This is a genomic window from Streptomyces cyanogenus, assembly GCF_017526105.1.
In the GTDB taxonomy this organism is placed as follows: Bacteria; Actinomycetota; Actinomycetes; order Streptomycetales; family Streptomycetaceae; genus Streptomyces; species Streptomyces cyanogenus.
In genome coordinates this window covers 4,619,766-4,636,956 of sequence record NZ_CP071839.1, presented here as the reverse complement: position 1 = coordinate 4,636,956, position 17,191 = coordinate 4,619,766, and the positions used below count along the sequence as shown (strand labels likewise).

The 17,191-nt window shown below is 71.8% G+C and carries 12 protein-coding genes; 8 read left to right on the top strand and 4 right to left on the bottom strand.

From position 1 onward, the window contains the following. Window positions 1-7: 7 nt before the first annotated feature. The 5 genes from S1361_RS20830 (at window position 8) to S1361_RS20810 (ending at window position 7,773) form a co-directional block, all read left to right on the top strand. Complete coding sequence (locus tag S1361_RS20830; RefSeq protein WP_208033323.1) at window positions 8-964, top strand: endonuclease/exonuclease/phosphatase family protein; 957 nt, start codon at window positions 8-10, stop codon at window positions 962-964. Window positions 965-1,085: 121 nt separating this feature from the next. Continuing rightward, window positions 1,086-3,029 carry an FUSC family protein gene (locus tag S1361_RS20825; RefSeq protein WP_208033322.1) on the top strand — a complete coding sequence of 648 codons (1,944 nt, stop codon included), beginning with the start codon at window positions 1,086-1,088 and terminating at the stop codon, window positions 3,027-3,029. 90 nt (window positions 3,030-3,119) lie between these two features. Continuing rightward, window positions 3,120-4,934, top strand: a complete 1,815-nt coding sequence (locus S1361_RS40340; protein WP_208033321.1) for a VWA domain-containing protein — start codon at window positions 3,120-3,122, stop codon at window positions 4,932-4,934. A gap of 115 nt (window positions 4,935-5,049) precedes the next feature. Continuing rightward, the gene (gene metG / locus S1361_RS20815) at window positions 5,050-6,765 is read left to right on the top strand and encodes a methionine--tRNA ligase (RefSeq protein WP_208033320.1); all 1,716 of its coding nucleotides are present in this window, start codon (window positions 5,050-5,052) and stop codon (window positions 6,763-6,765) included. A gap of 315 nt (window positions 6,766-7,080) precedes the next feature. Continuing rightward, window positions 7,081-7,773, top strand: a complete 693-nt coding sequence (locus S1361_RS20810) for a nucleotidyl transferase AbiEii/AbiGii toxin family protein (RefSeq protein ID WP_208033319.1) — start codon at window positions 7,081-7,083, stop codon at window positions 7,771-7,773. Window positions 7,774-7,895: 122 nt separating this feature from the next. Here S1361_RS20810 and aspS read toward each other — a convergent pair whose 3' ends face one another. Continuing rightward, window positions 7,896-9,659, bottom strand: a complete 1,764-nt coding sequence (aspS, locus tag S1361_RS20805; RefSeq protein ID WP_208033318.1) for an aspartate--tRNA ligase — start codon at window positions 9,657-9,659, stop codon at window positions 7,896-7,898. Window positions 9,660-9,834: 175 nt separating this feature from the next. Between aspS and S1361_RS20800 the strand changes: the two genes are divergently transcribed. Next, window positions 9,835-11,982 (top strand): SpoIIE family protein phosphatase, encoded by a 2,148-nt coding sequence (locus S1361_RS20800; RefSeq protein WP_208033317.1) that lies wholly within the window; start codon window positions 9,835-9,837, stop codon window positions 11,980-11,982. On the opposite strand, the gene S1361_RS20795 is transcribed toward S1361_RS20800, so the two are convergent. Continuing rightward, complete coding sequence (locus S1361_RS20795; RefSeq protein WP_208033316.1) at window positions 11,952-12,998, bottom strand: AI-2E family transporter; 1,047 nt, start codon at window positions 12,996-12,998, stop codon at window positions 11,952-11,954. The two genes, S1361_RS20800 and S1361_RS20795, sit on opposite strands and share 31 nt — an antisense overlap. A 146-nt stretch (window positions 12,999-13,144) precedes the next feature. On the opposite strand from S1361_RS20795, the gene S1361_RS20790 reads away from it, so the two are divergent. Beyond that, complete coding sequence (locus S1361_RS20790; protein ID WP_208033315.1) at window positions 13,145-13,570, top strand: SRPBCC family protein; 426 nt, start codon at window positions 13,145-13,147, stop codon at window positions 13,568-13,570. A 6-nt stretch (window positions 13,571-13,576) separates the two neighbouring features. Here the strand turns inward: S1361_RS20790 and S1361_RS20785 are convergent, their stop codons facing one another. After that, window positions 13,577-14,548, bottom strand: a complete 972-nt coding sequence (locus tag S1361_RS20785; protein WP_208033314.1) for a pirin family protein — start codon at window positions 14,546-14,548, stop codon at window positions 13,577-13,579. A gap of 160 nt (window positions 14,549-14,708) precedes the next feature. Then, window positions 14,709-15,182 (bottom strand): SseB family protein, encoded by a 474-nt coding sequence (locus tag S1361_RS20780; RefSeq protein WP_208033313.1) that lies wholly within the window; start codon window positions 15,180-15,182, stop codon window positions 14,709-14,711. Between the two features lie 161 nt (window positions 15,183-15,343). Between S1361_RS20780 and S1361_RS20775 the strand changes: the two genes are divergently transcribed. Continuing rightward, window positions 15,344-17,170: an acyl-CoA dehydrogenase gene (locus tag S1361_RS20775; protein ID WP_208033312.1), complete on the top strand. Its 1,827-nt coding sequence runs from the start codon at window positions 15,344-15,346 to the stop codon at window positions 17,168-17,170. Window positions 17,171-17,191: the final 21 nt, after the last annotated feature.

Sequence of the window (17,191 nt, the reverse complement as noted above, 5' to 3'; positions counted from 1 at the left end):
CGCCCGCGTGACCCAGCACCCCGGACGCAGGCTCGGCTCCTGGTGTGCCGGGCTGCTGCTCGCCGGGGTGAGCGCGGTCGTCGGCTGCCGGGTCGCCGACACCGACGGCATCACCCCCGTACCCCAGCTGCTCGCCTTCCTGCCCTGGCTGCTCGCACCGGCCGCGGCCGCCCTGCTGTGCGCGCTGCTCGCCCGCTGGTGGCCGGGCCTGGTGTGGGCGGTCGCCGCCCTCGGCCTGCTCGCCTGGTACCTGGAGCCGTACGGCAGGATCACCGAGCCCGGCGGCCCACCCCTCGCCCGGCTCCGCGTCCTGACCGCCAACGTCGAGTACGGACGCGCCACCCCCGCCCTGGTCCCGGTCCTGCGCGACCGGCACCCGGACGTGGTCTTCGTACAGGAATGCGAGTCCGGCTGCCGGGCCACCCTGGAACGCGACGTCGCGGCCGCCTACCCGCACCGCCGGGTCGTCGAGCAGAACGGCTCCAAGGGCTCGCTCCTCCTCAGCCGCTTCCCGCTGACCCCGGCCGCCGGCGTCCCCGGCACGATGGGCATGCCCGGCGCGGTGGCCGACGTCCGCGGCCACCCCGTACGCCTCCAGCTCGCCCACGCCGCGCCCCCGCTGCCGGACCAGCTCGGCCCGTGGCGCCGCGAACTGGGCCGGCTGCGCGCCTTCGCCGCCGCCGGCACCCGCACCCCCACGATCCTCGCCGGCGACTTCAACGCCTCCCAGGACCACGCGGCCTTCCGGCACATCCTCGACGCCGGCCTGGCCGACGCGGCCCGCCTCACCGGCCACGACCGCACCCCGAGCTGGCCGTCCCGCACCGCCTCCGTCGTCGGCGCCCAGATCGACCACGTGCTGGTCTCCCCGGACTTCACCGCGACCGGCACCCGCTTCCTGCGCCTGTCCGGCACCGACCACCGCGCCCTCGTCGTCGACCTCACGCTGCACGGCCGGACCTGAACCGGGCGCCGGCGGACCACCGACTCGCCCTGCACCACGGACCCGGACCATGCGCCGGCGGACCACCGCCGTGCGCCCACGGGCAGGAACCGAAATCGGCCGAACAATCCATAATGGGCCCATGCCCCGAGAGTTCCCCATCGGCCTCACCCCTCCCGACTGGCTGGTCCGGAACCTCAAACCCCAGCAGGCCCCCGTCAACTGGCCCGCCGTGGCCCGCGCCGCCGTCGCCATGCCCCTCCCCCTGGCCATCGGCCTCGCCGCCGGCCGCCCCACCTACGGCGCCCTCGCCTCCATGGGCGCCCTGTCCGGCGTCATCGGCGACACCGCCGACGCCTACCGCATGCGCATCCTCAACATCGCCGTCCCCCAGCTCTTCGGCGCGGTCGGCGTCACGCTGGGCACGCTGGCGTACGGCCACGGCTGGTACGCGGTCGCCGCGGTCACCGGCGTCGCGCTGGTCTCCGGCATGATCTCGACGATCGGCGCGGTGGCCTCGGTCTCCGGACTGCTGCTGCTCCTGAACTGCGTGATCGGCGCGGGCCTCCCGCTGCCCTCCCCCTGGTGGCTGGCCCCCGCCCTGATGACCGGCGGCGGCCTCCTGGTCCTCCTGCTGGCCCTGCTGTCCTGGCCGCTGCGCGCGGGCGTACCCGAACGGGCGGCGGTCGCCGCCACCTACCGCGCGGTCGCCACCCTCCTCGCCACCGCCGGCACGGACCGCACCGAGGAGTACGACGAGGCCCGCCGCGCCGTCACCCAGTCCCTGAACGAGGCGTACGACCTGATCCTCGCCCGGCGCGCCCGCCACCACGGCCGCAGCCCGGAACTCACCCGGCTGCTCGCCCAGTTGAACGCCATCACCCCGGTGATCGAAGCGGCCCCCGCCGCCCACCTGGCGGCCCGCCCGCTGCCCCCGCAGATCCCCCGGGCACTCCACCACCTGGCGCGCTGCGTCGCCGCGGACGGCACCCCCGTCCCGCCCCTGCACCTCCCCCCGCCCGCCACCGAGACCGCCCGGGCGGTGGAACACGCCCTGCGGCACACCGCCGAGGTCGTCGCCACGCCCGACGTGGACCCCCGCGGCATCGACGACCGCCTGGGCCGGCCCGCCGCCCTCGGCATCCGCGCCGCCCGCGCCGCCCGCAACGTCGTGCTGTCCGCCAACTCCTGGCGCTACGGCGTACGCCTCGCGATCTGCATCGGCATCGCCCAGGCCCTGGTCTCCCTGATCCCCGTCCCGCGCTCCTACTGGGTCGCCCTGACCATCACCTTCGTCCTCAAACCCGACTTCGGCTCGGTCTTCTCCCGCGCCCTGCTGCGCGCGCTCGGCACGGTGGCCGGCCTGGTCCTCGCGGCGGTGGTCCTCGCCGAGGTCCCCCTGGGCTGGTGGGACGTCCCGGCCCTCCTCCTCCTGGCCCCGCTCGTCCCGGCCCTCACCCCGCGGGGCTACGGCTACCAGACGGCCGCCATCACACCGGTCATCCTGCTGCTCTCCGACATCCTCAACCACCAGGGCACCGCCCTGCTGCTGCCCCGGCTGAACGACTCCCTCATCGGCTGCGCGATCGCCCTGACCGCCGGCTACCTCTTCTGGCCGGAGAGCTGGCGCACCCGGGTGGGCGACCGGCTGGCCGACGCCGTGGCCGACACCGCGGCGTACGTGGAAGCCGCGTTCCGCCCCGACACCGCGCCCGCCGCCCGGGCCCGCATGCGCCGGCGCCTCTACCGCGACCTGTCCGTCATCCGCACGGAGTTCCAGCGGGCCCTGACCGAACCACCGCCGACCGGCCGGCGGGCGGCGGCCTGGTGGCCACTGGTCGTCGCCGTCGAACGGATCGTGGACGCCACGACGGCGGCCCGCGTCCGTGTGCGGCACGGGGCCGCGCCGCCCTCTTCCGGCGAGATCGCCCAGGTGACCCTGCAACTGCGGGAGCTGTCGGAGGGCGTACGGAACGCGGACACCCTGACGGCGGTCCGCACCGACCTCACCGGCCCCGCGGGCAGCGTCCTCGAACCCCTCCGCCAGGAGGTGGCCGCGGCCCGCGCACTCGCATCCCCCCACTGACGCGGCACGGCCGCACAAGGCCGCTAACCTTACGTGTCCGTCCTGGCCAGCGATCGACGGGCTACAACCTCACGCGAAGGGTTGCGCACCATGGGCATTCTCACTCTCCTGCGGAACGCATTCGGCCGCTCACGCAAGTCACGAGCCACCGCCCCGGAGGGTGCGACCCCCGTCCCGGACCCCCGCCAGTCCCCTGCGGAGGGATCCCCCTCCCGGGAACACGACCTGGTGGCAGCGGCCTTCGACAACATCAAGGTCCCCCACCAGCCGACTCCGCCAACCGACACAGCTCCGTCCGGCGCCGAGACCGAGCCGGAGAAGAAGACCACCGAGCCGACTCCGGCCGAGGCCGAGGCCGAAGAGAGGGCCGAGCAGCCCGTCCCGGCCAAGGCGGAGGACGAGCCCGGGGAGCCGACTCCGGCCGAGGCCGAGGTCCAGGAGAAGGCCGAGGTTGAGGAGAACGCCGAGGCGCCCGCCCCGGCCGAGACCGAGGACGAGACCGAGGAACCGGCTCCGGCCGAGGCCCAGGCAGAGGCTGAGGAGAAGGCCAAGCAGCCCGCCTCGGCCAAGGCCGAGCACGAGACCGAGCAACCGGCTCCGGCCGAGGCCCAGGCAGAGGCTGAGGAGAAGCCCGAGCAGTCCGCCCCGGCCGAGGCCGAGCACGAGACCGAGCAGCCGGCGCCGGCCGACGCCGAGACCGAGGTCCAGGAGAAGGCCGAGGCACCCGCCCCGGCCAAGGCCGAGCACGAGACCGAGCAGCCGGCGCCGGCCGACGCCGAGGGTGCGGCGAAGGCCGAGGAGCTGGTCACGGCTGAGGTCGCTGAAGAGCCCCGGCCGACGGCCGGCCGGAGCACGGCGGAGGAGCCGGCCGAGACGGCTCCCGAGCCTGTGACAGCGGAGGCGGAAGCCGAGCCGGTCGCTGCGGAGGAAGGCAAGCCGGAGCCGACCGCCGTCGAAGCGGCCGGGCCGGAGGCCGAGGCTGCAACGGAGGCGGAAGCCGAAGCGGAGTCGGCAACGCTCCCGCAGGCCGCCGACGGCGAGGACGCCCCACAGGGGCCACTCGCACCCGACGACGAAACCCGCACGGGTGGTGCGGGTGGGAACACAAACGCCGATGGCGAAGCCGAGGCGGACCCGCACCCGAAGGCGCCGCAGGCAACCCGTGGGAACACGGACGCCGATGGCGAAGCCGAGGCGGACCCGCGGCCGAAGGCGCCGCAGACGACCACCGACGCCAAGCCCGCCACCACCCTCGCCAAGGTCAGGTCCCGCACCCCCGCCCTGACCACCGCCTACAAGGCCGCCGCAGCCACGCTGAAGAAGACCGACCTCACCGGCACCCGAGCGAAGCTCTACCTCGTGCTGGACCGCTCAGCGAGCATGCGCCCGTACTACAAGGACGGCTCCGCCCAGGCCCTCGCCGACCAGACCCTCGCCCTCGCCGCCCACCTCGACCCCGAGGCCACGGTCCACGTCGTCTTCTTCTCGACGGAGGTCGACGGCACCACCGACCTCACCCTCACTCCCGACCACGAGACGAAGATCGACGACGTACACGCCGGCCTCGGCCGCATGGGCCGTACCAGCTACCACGCCGCCGTGGACGCCGTGCTCGCCCACCACCGCGAGTACACCGCCCCCACCACCCCCGCCCTGGTCGTCTTCCAGACCGACGGCGCCCCGGACGCGAAGACCCCGGCCACCCAGGCCCTCACCCGGGCCGCCGAGACCGACCCCTCCGTGTTCTTCTCCTTCGTCGCCTTCGGTGACCACGACAACAAGGCCTTCGACTACCTCCGCAAGCTGAAGACCGCGAACACGTCCTTCTTCCACGCGGGCCCCACCCCCCGCGAGCTCACGGACACCCAGCTGTACGAGGGCGTACTGGCGAACTGGCGCCCGTGACCCTCGGTGACGAATGCCGCCCGCTTCTCATCCCGCAAAACGGGAAGCGGGCGGCATACACACGTCGGCTACGATTTCAAGGTTCGTACCCGTAGCGACCTGGGAGCAGCCCCCGATGGCTCGACACCTCATCACCAGCGCCCTTCCCTACATCAACGGGATCAAGCACCTGGGCAACATGGTGGGGTCCATGCTCCCGGCGGACGTGTACTCCCGGTACCTCCGCCAGCGCGGCCACGACGTCCTGTACATCTGCGCGACGGACGAGCACGGCACCCCCGCCGAGCTGGCCGCCAAGGAGCAGGGCCTGCCGGTGGCCGAGTTCTGCGCCCAGGCGCACGACGCCCAGAAGGCGGTCTACGACGGCTTCTCGCTCGCGTTCGACTACTTCGGCCGCAGCTCCAGCCCGGAGAACCGCGAGATCACCCAGCACTTCGCCCGCAAGCTGAACGAGAACGGCTTCATCGAGGAGCGGGCGATCCGCCAGGTGTACAGCCCGGCCGACGGCCGCTTCCTGCCGGACCGCTACGTCGAGGGCACCTGCCCGCACTGCGGCTACGACAAGGCCCGCGGCGACCAGTGCGAGAACTGCACCCGCGTGCTGGACCCGACCGACCTGATCAACCCGCGCTCGGCGATCTCCGGCTCCACGGACCTGGAGGTCCGCGAGACCAAGCACCTCTTCCTGCTCCAGTCCAAACTGCAGCACGAGGTGGAGCAGTGGGTCGCCCGGCACGAGGCGGACTGGCCGCAGCTCGCCTCCTCCATCGCCCGCAAGTGGCTGAACGAGGGCCTGCACGACCGGGCGATCACCCGCGACCTGGACTGGGGCGTCCCGGTCCCGGCGGACACCTGGCCGGAGCTGGCGGCCGAGGGCAAGGTCTTCTACGTCTGGTTCGACGCCCCGATCGAGTACATCGGCGCGACGAAGGAGTGGGCCGACCAGGACCCGGAGAACCGCGACTGGAAGTCCTGGTGGTACGAGGCGGACGACACCGTCCGCTACACCGAGTTCATGGCGAAGGACAACGTCCCCTTCCACACGGTGATGTTCCCGGCCACCGAGCTGGGCGTGCGCGAGCCGTGGAAGAAGGTCGACTACGTCAAGGCGTTCAACTGGCTGACGTACTACGGCGGCAAGTTCTCCACCTCGCAGAAGCGGGGCGTCTTCACCGACCAGGCGCTGGACATCCTGCCCGCCGACTACTGGCGCTACTTCCTGATCGCCAACGCCCCCGAGTCGGACGACTCGTCCTTCACCTGGGAGCACTTCACCGCCACGGTGAACAAGGACCTGGCGGACACGCTCGGCAACTTCGTCAACCGCGTGCTGTCCTTCTCCCGCAAGCGGTTCGGTGACGAGGTCCCGGCCGGCGGCGAGCCCGGCGAGGCGGAGGCGCGGCTCGGCGAGGAGATCGCCCGCCTGCTCGCCGAGTACGAGGAGCACATGGAGGCGCTCCAGTTCCGCAAGGCCGCCTCGGCCCTGCGCGCCCTGTGGTCGGCCGGCAACTCCTACCTGGAGGAGAAGGCCCCCTGGCTGGAGATCAAGACCGACAAGGACGGCGCGGCCCTCACCCTGCGCACCGCGATGAACCTGATCCACCTGTACGCGGTGGTCTCCGAGCCGTTCATCCCGACGACGGCGAAGACGATGCGCGAGGCGTTCTCCCTGCCGGCCGACACGGCCCGCTGGGTGAGCCAGGACGAGGCGAAGGCCCTGGCATCGGTCCCGGCCGGCACCCCGTTCACGGTCCCGCCGGTCCTGTTCGCCAAGCTGACGGACGAGGACCTGGCGACGTACAAGGACCGCTTCGGCGGCGAGGAGGCCTGACCGGTCCTCATCCACGGCCCGACGAGGGCGCCGAGGCAGGTGCTCGGCGCCCTTTCGCTTCACGACGGGGCAGGGGCCCGGCCGGTTGCTTCAGTACGCCGGCGCCGGTCGTGTTGGCCAGTGCCGTCGGCAGGTTCTTCACCGAGGTCTCCCGGCCTCTGGGCCCTGGCGCGGCAGTTGATGCTGTCAGGGGCGCGTACCCGTCGCCTTACGTTGGCCGCCCACCGGAGGGAGCTTGCCCTCGGCCGCGAGAATTTCGCGTACGGCCCGGTCAGGCGTCGCGCGCGGGCGGCGGGAAGCCGGAAAAATCCTCCCGTGGACTTCCCCGAACCCCATCGCCGGCTCCTCGCGGACGTCGTCGCGGCGGGCGGCCCGCACGGTCTGGTCCTGGCCGGCGGTTACGCCCTCCAGGCGCACGGACTGCTGTGCCGCCCGCACGCCGACCTGGACCTCGCCACCGAGAGCGCCGAGAACGTGGAGCGCATCGCCGGTGCCGTCGGCGCGGCCCTTGAGGCGCGGGGGCGGCGGGTGCAGGCCGGCGCGGTCACCGCGCTCACCGCACAGCTGACGGTCACGGACCCGCCGACCGGCGAGCCGTGCCGGCTCGCGCTGCACAAGGAGGCCTTCTGGCAGCCGCCGGAACTCACCGGGTACGGCCCGACGCTCTCCCTGCCGGACGCCGTCGGTACGAAGATCCGCGCCCTGTACGACCGGGGCGCGGCCGTCGACCTCATCGACGCGCAGGCCTGCGCGGCGCGGTTCTCCCTGCCCGACCTGGAGGAACTCGGCCGCCGGCACGCCCACGACCCGTTCGACCTGCCCACCCTCCAGTCCCGCCTGACCGGCACGGATTTCTACGCCGACCGGGACTTCCTCCGGTACGGCCTGGGCGAGGCCCGGGTGGTCGCCCTGCGCGCCTGGGCCCAGCACTGGTCCGACGACATCGCCGAGCGGCTGCTGGAGGAGGGCGCGTCCCCGGACGCCGAGACCGACGAGCAGGGCGACTGAGCCGCAGCTCCCGTCGTGCGTCCGGCCCGGGGCCACGCCCAGGGTGAGGCGGCCCCGGAGACGGCTGTGCGCGCCGATCGTCAAGAGCGAGTCAGGACAGATCGGCGCGCACCGCGGTCGCGCTACTTCGGCTGCGGCTTCCTGATGTTCAGGTGCAGCTCGCGCAGGCGGGACTCGTCCAGCTCGGTCGGGGCGCCCATCATCAGGTCCTGGGCGTTGCCGTTGAGCGGGAAGGCGATCGTCTCGCGGATGTTGGGCTCGTCCGCGAGGAGCATGACGATACGGTCCACGCCCGGGGCGATGCCGCCGTGCGGCGGGGCGCCGAAGCGGAACGCGCGGAGCATGCCCGCGAACTTCTCCTCCACGGTCTCCCGGTCGTAGCCCGCGATCTCGAAGGCCTTGAGCATGATCTCGGGCTCGTGGTTCCGGATCGCGCCGGAGGACAGCTCGACACCGTTGCAGACGATGTCGTACTGCCAGCCCAGGATGTCCAGCGGGTCCTGGGTCTCCAGGGCCTCCAGGCCGCCCTGGGGCATCGAGAAGGGGTTGTGCGAGAAGTCGATCGCGCCGGTGTCCTCGTCCTTCTCGTACATCGGGAAGTCGACGATCCAGCAGAAGCGGAAGACGCCCTCCTCGAAGTGGCCGGCACGCTTGGCCGCCTCGACGCGGACCGCGCCCATGATCTTCGAGACCTCGTCGTACTCGCCCGCGCCGAAGAAGACGGCGTGGCCGGGGGCCAGGGCGAGGCGCTTGGTCAGCTCGGCGACGTTGGCCTCGGTGAGGAACTTCGCGATCGGGCCGGAGAGCGAGCCGTCCTCGGCCACGCGCACCCAGGCCAGGCCCTTGGCACCCTGCTCGACGGCGTACTCGCCGAGCTGGTCGAAGAACTTGCGGGGCTGGCCGGAGACGTCCGGCACCGGCAGCGCGCGCACGTGCTTGCCCGCGAAGGCCTTGAACTCCGAGCCCTCGAAGACATCGGTGATGTCCACCAGCTCCAGCTTGGCGCGCAGGTCCGGCTTGTCGGAGCCGTACTTCAGCATCGCCTCGCGGAACGGGATGCGCGGGAAGGGAGAGGTGACGTGACGGCCGCCGCCGAACTCCTCGAACAGCTCCGTCATGAGCTTCTCGATCGGCTGGAAGACGTCCTCCTGCTCGACGAAGCTCATCTCGACGTCGAGCTGGTAGAACTCGCCCGGCGAGCGGTCGGCGCGGGCGTCCTCGTCACGGAAGCAGGGCGCGATCTGGAAGTAGCGGTCGAAGCCGGAGATCATCAGCAGCTGCTTGAACTGCTGCGGGGCCTGCGGCAGCGCGTAGAACTTGCCCGGGTGCACCCGGGAGGGGACCACGTAGTCGCGGGCGCCCTCGGGGGAGGTGGCGGACAGGATCGGCGTGGCCATCTCGTTGAAGCCCATCGCCGCCATCTTGTGGCGCATCGCGGAGATCACGGCCGTACGCAGCATGATGTTGCGGTGCATGCGCTCGCGGCGCAGGTCCAGGAAGCGGTACTCCAGGCGCCGCTCCTCGTTGACCCCGTCCTCGGTGTTGATGGTGAAGGGCAGGGGCTGGGCCGCGCCGAGCAGCTCCACCTCGGAGACCTCGACCTCGATCTCGCCGGTGGGCAGGTCGGGGTTCACGTTCTCGGTTCCACGTGAAACAACGCGGCCGTCGACGCGGACCGAGGACTCCTTGGAGATCTTGTCGAGTGCCTCGTACGCCGGGGTGCCGGGGCGGGCGACCAGCTGCGTGATGCCGTAGTGGTCGCGCAGATCGATGAAGAGGATGCCGCCCAGGTCGCGCCGATTGTGCAGCCAGCCACTCAGCCGGACGTCGGTGCCGACGTCAGAGGCGCGGAGCTGGCCGCAGGTGTGGGACCTGTACCGATGCATCGTCGTTCATCGTCCTTCGTGGTGGGGTTTCTCCTGCCGGCTCTGCGGACCGGCGGGAACGGGCACGGGGCCCGGACCCATCAAGGGTACCGGGCACCCCCAGCCCGGCTCCCCACCATTACCGCTCGCCCGCCCAGGGTGGCAGCCTTCGGTCACCTCTCCCTAAAGTGGGGCAATGCGCACAGGCGAGCCCCTGCCGTCCGTCGAGGACGTCCTGGCCGCCCTCGCGACCGGGCTCTGGCACTGGGACACGGCCACCGGCCTGGTCACCGTGGACGCGGAGGCGGCGCGGCTGCTCGGGCTGCCCGCGGAGCCGGCCACCCTCACCGAGGCCCAGACCCGGTCCCGGTTCCACCCGGTGGACTGGAACGAGATCACCGGCGTGGTGCGGCTGGCGGTCGCCGAGGGCACCCTCGCCGAGGTGCGTATCCGGATCATGGACGGCGACGGCGACATCCTGCGCGTCGTCCGCAGCCGGTCCAGACCGTCCTACGACCCCGAGCGGCACGCGTACGAGCTGATCGGCACCCTCCAGGAGGTGACCGAGCCGACCCCGGGCACGGCGGCCGCCCGCAGCGCGGTCACCGGTGACTGGCGGCGCTCCCGGGAGGCGTTCCTGCTGGACGCCGGCCGGGCGCTGGCGGAGGCCCGGTCCACGGCCGAGGTGCTGCGGGTGGCCGGCGGTCTGTCGATGCCGGGGTTCTCCCCTGACGGCCTGGTGGTCTTCGGGGTCGAGGGTGACCGGCTGACGATCATCGGCCAGCACGGGCACCAGCCCGGTGACATGAACCCCTTCTCCGACATGCCGCTGGACACCGACTACCCGGCCGCCGAGGTCGTCCGCACCGGCCGCGCCGTGTACCTGTCCTCCCCCGCGGAGTACAAGGAGCGCTACCCGGTGACCTGGCCGCTCGCCCGGGTCTTCGGGCGCCGCTCGTGGGCCTTCCTGCCGCTGACGGTCGCCGGTCGCACGATGGGCACCTGGATGGCCGCCTTCACCTGTCCCGTGGCCTTCACCCCCGACGAGCGGGCGGTCCTCACCACGGTCGCCCGGATGCTCGCCCAGGCGCTGTCCCGGGCCGGCGCCGCCGAGTCCGAGCGGGAGCTGACCGAGGGCCTGCAGCGCACCATGCTGCCGTCGCTGGGCCCCGAGATCCCGGAGATACGGGTGGCCGCCCGGTACATCCCGACCGGCGGCGGCCTCCAGGTCGGCGGCGACTGGTACGACATGATCCCGCTGCCCTCCGGACGGGTCGCGCTGGTCATCGGGGACGTCCAGGGCCACGACGTGCGCGCGGCCGGCCTCATGGGCCAGCTGCGGATCGCGCTGCGCGCCTACGCCGCCGAGGGGCACCGCCCGGACGCCGTCCTCTCCCGCGCCTCCCGCTTCCTGCACGGCATCACCCAGGCCGGCGACGACCCCGCGGCCGACCTCCGCTTCGCGACCTGCCTGTACGCGGAGGCCGACCCGCCGACCGGCCGGCTGGAGATCGCCCGCGCCGGGCACCCGCACCCGATGATCCGGATGGCGGACGGCACGGTGATGATGCGGCCGACGGCGGGCGGACCGCCGCTCGGCGTCGACCCGGACGCCGACTACCCGACGACCCGGTTCACCCTCGAACCCGGTGAGACGCTGATGCTGTGCACCGACGGCCTGATCGAGACCGGCGGGCACGACCTGGAGAGCGGCTGGCGCAGGCTGCGGGCGATCCTGGAGGACCACACGGGCGACCTGGAGTCGCTGGCGGACGCCCTGGTGCAGGGGGTGCACGGGCCGTCCTCGCACCACACCACCGGCCCGCTGGCCGACCGCCGCGAGGACGACATCGCGCTGCTGCTGCTGTGCCGGCTGGGGGAGGGCTGCGGTTGCGGCGGCACCGTGACGCTACGGCCGCAGGTGCGGCGCTCGCTGCTGTCGGTGGCCCAGGACGAGCCGGAGCGGATCGCCGAGGCCCGCCAGCAGCTGCGTGAGCTGCTGCACGACTGGGCGTCGCCCGACCAGGTGGACTCGGCGGCGCTGCTGGTCTCGGAGATGATCACCAACGTGCTGGTGCACACGGACACCGACGCGCTGCTGCTCGCCGAGGTCACCGGCGAGGGGACCGGGCGGCGGCTGCGGGTGGAGGTCTTCGACACCGGCGACGACCTGCCGCACAGGCGCTGCCCCGGCGAACTGGCCTCCTCCGGCCGCGGCCTGATGCTGATCGAACTCCTCGCGGACACGTGGGGCGTGGACCCGCGGGGCGAGGGCAAGAGCATCTGGTTCGAGCTCTACGAGCCGGGGTGCTCTCAGGCCGAGGCGTCGGAGGGGGTGGCGTAACGTTCCCTCAGCTCCTGGACGACCCCGAAGGCCGCCGCGGTCAGCGGGACCGCGAGGAGCATGCCGAGGACGCCCGCGACGGAGGCGCCCGCGGTGATCGTCAGCATCACCACGGCCGGGTGCATCTGCACGGTCCGGCTCTGGATCACCGGCTGCAGCACGTGCCCCTCCAGCAGCTGCACCGCGAGCACCACCCCGAGCGCCCACAGCGCGATCACGAAACCCCGGTCGGCGAGGGCGACCAGCACCGCCACCGCGCCGGAGACGAAGGCGCCGAGATAGGGGATGTAGGCGCCGACGAAGACGAGCGCGCCGAGGCCCACCGCGCCGGGCACCCGGAGCACCAGCAGGCCCACGGTGATGCACAGGGCGTCGATGAGGGCGATGAGGGTCGTCCCGCGCATGAAGCCCTCCACCGCGGCGAACGCCCGCCGGCCGATGGCCTCCAGGGTGTCGGCGCGGTCCCCGGGCGCGACCGAGCGCAGGGCGGTGATGACCCGGTGGGAGTCGCGCAGGAAGAAGAACACGAGCAGCAGCGCGAGCACCGCCACGGCGAGGGACTCGGCGACGACGCTGACGCCGCTGATGACGTTGGACACGGCCGTCCCGCCGAACTTGCGCAGCAGTTCGCGGGAGTTGGCGGCGAGGTCGTCCAGACCGGTCCCGGCGGCCCCGAAGTGGCGCGCGACGACCTTGGCGGCGGCCCGCAGCGAGAAGACGATCTGGTCACCGGTGTCGATGAGCGCGGCGACGACGATGTACACGGCACCGCCGACGACGGCCACGACGGCGACGCAGGTGAGCCCGGCCGCGACCGACGCCTGCACCCCCACGCGCACCAGCCGCCGGTACAGGGGCCCGAGCAGGGCGGTGCCCAGCAGGGCGAGCAGCACCGGCGTGACGGCCGTACGCAACTCCCCGCACAGCAGCACCCCGAGCCACCCCACCCCGGCACCGAGCAGCACCACGACGCACCAGGCGGCGAACCGGCGAACGGGATCGGGCAGGAACTGCACGCCTCCAGCAGAGCACGGCGCACCACGGCGTTCCCGCCACGCGAGTCCGGCCGGGTGAGGGGCCGTGATTTGCGGGGCGCCCGGGCCGCGGCGCAGGCTGGAAGGACCCGAGGGGTCCGTCACCGGGCCAGGAGGCGAGGTTCGCGATGAGCAGGCTCGAAGAGCACATAGACATCGACGCCCCCGCGCAGAGGGTCTGGGACCTGCTGCACGACGTCGACTCCTATCCGACGTTCATCGACGGCGTCCAGCAGGCGCGGGGAAGCGGTGGCAACCGCGCCCGGCTCGACGTCCGGGCCGGCAGTGTCCGGCGGGAGTTCGAGGCCGTCCTCGACGACCGCGCGGGCGACCAGGTCATCACCTGGCAGACCGAGGGCAGCCCCGAACTGAAGGGCACCCTGTCCGTACGGTCGGTGGACCGGGACCACAGCCAGGTGCAGGTCCGGCTGGAGTACGAACCGGGTGCCGTCCATGACGCCTTCGGCGGGCCGAAGGGCATGGCCCAGGTCCACCGCATCGAGAACACGGTCCGCGGCGACCTGCAGCAGTTCAAGAGCCTGGCCGAGGGGTAGGCCCCGTCACAGGCCGCCCTCGGACATCCCGTGCACCGCCGGGATGGTGCCGAGCCGGCCCTTCTGGAAGTCCTCGAAGGCCTGCATCAGTTCGTCCTTGGTGTTCATGACGAACGGGCCGTAGTGGGCCATCGGCTCCCGGATGGGCCGGCCGCCGAGGAGCACGACCTCCAGGTCCGGGGTGTTCCCGTCCTGCTTCTCGTCCGCGCGGACGGTCAGCGAGGAGCCGGCTCCGAAGACGGCCGTCTGGCCCGTGTGGACCGGGCGGCGCTGCGTACCGACGCTGCCGCGGCCGGCGAGGACGTACGCGAGCCCGTTGAAGTCCTCCCGCCACGGCAGGGTGATCTCCGCGCCCGGGGCGAGGGTCGCGTGGATCATCGTGATCGGCGTGTGCGTGATGCCGGGGCCCTGGTGGCCGTCCAGCTCGCCGGCGATCACCCGCAGCAGCGCGCCGCCGTCGGGGGAGGTGAGCAGCTGGACGTTGCCGCCGCGGATGTCCTGGTAGCGCGGGGCCATCATCTTGTCCTTGGCGGGGAGGTTCACCCACAGCTGGAGCCCGTGGAAGAGGCCCCCGGACATGACGAGGGACTCCGGCGGCGCCTCGATGTGCAGCAGGCCGGAGCCGGCCGTCATCCACTGGGTGTCGCCGTTGGTGATGGTGCCGCCACCGCCGTTGGAGTCCTGGTGGTCGAAGACACCGTCGATGATGTAGGTGACGGTCTCGAAGCCGCGGTGCGGGTGCCAGGGGGTGCCCTTGGGCTCGCCCGGCGCGTACTCCACCTCGCCCATCTGGTCCATCATGATGAACGGGTCGAGGTGGCGGTAGTTGATCCCCGCGAACGCCCGGCGCACCGGGAACCCCTCACCCTCGAACCCGCTCGGAGCGGTCGTGACGGCGAGCACGGGACGTGCCACGGCGTCGGCGGGAGCGGTCACACGGGGCAGCGTCAAAGGGTTCTCGACGGTCACTGCAGGCATGGTGGGTACCTCCTTGGTACGCCCACTTTAGTTGAGCGTTGAACTTCTTGTCATCCAGAACGGAAAAAGCCCGGAGGGCATTCCCTCCGGGCTCCGGGTGCACGCGGCGCACGGGCCGCCGCCGGGGCGCGGCTCGACCGCGGCCTGCGCGGCAGCGCGTCTAGCCGTACATGCGGCGCATCGCGAAATCGACCATCTGTTCGACCGCCTTGGCGTCGAACACCATCCGGTGCTCGCCCTCCATGTCCAGGACGAAGCCGTAGCCGGTCGGCAGCAGGTCGATCACCTCGGCGCCGGTGATGACGAAGTACTTGGACTCCTTGCCCGCGTACCGGCGCAGCTCCTTCAGCGAGGTGAACATCGGGATCACCGGCTGCTGGGTGTTGTGCAGGGCGAGGAAGCCCGGGGTGTCGCCGCGCGGGCAGTACACCTTCGACGTCGCGAAGATCTGCTGGAAGTCCTCGGCGGACATCTGGCCGGTGGTGAAGGCGCGCACCGCGTCCGCGAGCGAGGGCGGGGACGGCTCGGGGTACAGCGGCGGCTGCTGCCCGTATCCGCCGGCCATCGGCTGCTGCGGCTGGGCGTACTGCTGCTGGGCAGCGCCGCCGTCCATGGGCTGGCCGTATCCATACATGCGCGTAAGCGTACTGAGAACCGGGCGAGGGGTGGGTCACAGATCCCCGGATCGGGGTTGCTTCTTATTACCGACGGGTAGCATCATCGGTGCTACTTGTTGGTACGTGAACTAGGTGCGAGGAGCCAGTGCCTCGCCGATCCCTCAACGGAGCCGTCGCCATGGGGCACTACAAGTCGAATCTCCGCGACATCGAGTTCAACCTCTTCGAAGTACTGGGGCGCGACAAGGTGTACGGCACCGGCCCGTTCGAGGAGATGGACGTCGAGACCGCCAAGAGCGTCCTGGAGGAGCTGACCCGCCTCTCCGAGAACGAGCTGGCCGAGTCCTTCGCGGACGCCGACCGCAACCCGCCGGTCTTCGACCCGGAGACCAACACCGCGCCCATCCCGGCGTCCTTCAAGAAGAGCTACCAGGCCTTCATGGACTCCGAGTACTGGCGGCTCGGCCTGCCCGAGGAGATCGGCGGCACCACCTCGCCGCGCTCCCTCATCTGGGCCTACGCCGAGCTGATCCTGGGCGCCAACCCGGCCGTGTGGATGTACTCCTCGGGCCCGGCGTTCGCCGGCATCCTCTTCGAGGAGGGCAACGAGGTCCAGAAGCACATCGCCAAGATCGCCACCGAGAAGCAGTGGGGCTCCACCATGGTGCTCACCGAGCCGGACGCCGGCTCGGACGTGGGCGCCGGCCGCACCAAGGCCGTGCAGCAGGAGGACGGCTCCTGGCACATCGAGGGCGTGAAGCGCTTCATCACCTCCGGTGAGCACGACATGTCGGAGAACATCCTCCACTACGTGCTGGCGCGTCCCGAGGGGGCCGGCCCCGGCACCAAGGGTCTGTCCCTCTTCCTCGTCCCGAAGTACCTCTTCGACTTCGAGACCGGCGAGCTGGGCGAGCGCAACGGCGTCTACGCCACCAACGTCGAGCACAAGATGGGCCTGAAGGCCTCCAACACGTGCGAGATGACCTTCGGCGACAAGCACCCCGCCAAGGGCTGGCTGATCGGCGACAAGCACGACGGCATCCGCCAGATGTTCCGCATCATCGAGTTCGCCCGCATGATGGTCGGCACGAAGGCGATCTCCACGCTCTCCACCGGCTACCTCAACGCGCTGGAGTACGCCAAGGAGCGCGTGCAGGGCCCGGACCTGGCCAACTTCATGGACAAGACCGCGCCCAAGGTCACCATCACCCACCACCCCGACGTGCGCCGCTCGCTGATCACGCAGAAGGCGTACGCGGAGGGCATGCGCGCCCTCGTGCTGTACACCGCCTCCATCCAGGACGCCATCCAGCTCAAGGAGGCGAACGGCGAGGACGCCTCCGCCGAGGAGGCGCTGAACGACCTGCTCCTGCCCATCGTCAAGGGTTACGGCTCCGAGAAGGGCTACGAGCAGCTCGCCCAGTCGCTGCAGACCTTCGGCGGCTCCGGCTTCCTGCAGGAGTACCCGATCGAGCAGTACATCCGGGACTCCAAGATCGACACCCTCTACGAGGGCACCACGGCGATCCAGGGCCAGGACTTCTTCTTCCGGAAGATCGTCCGCAACCAGGGCGCCGCGCTGAACGCCCTCGCCGAGGACATCAAGAAGTTCCTGGCGCTCGGCACCGGCGGCGAGGAGCTGGCCGGCGCCCGCGAGCACCTGGCCAAGGCGGCCGTGGAGCTGGAGGCGATCGTCGGCCTGATGCTGACCGACCTCGCCGCCACCGAGCAGGACACCAAGAACATCTACAAGGTCGGCCTGAACACCACCCGCCTGCTCATGGCCTCCGGTGACGTGGTCGTCGGCTACCTGCTCCTCAAGGGTGCCGCGATCGCCGCCGAGAAGCTGCCCACCGCCTCGGCGAAGGACAAGGCGTTCTACACCGGCAAGATCGCCGCGGCGAAGTTCTTCGCGGCGAACGTCCTGCCGGGCGTCACCCTCGCCCGCAAGGTCGCCGGCAGCGTCGACCTGGACCTCATGGAGCTGGACGAGGCCGCGTTCTAAACGGTCCAGACGTTCCGGACG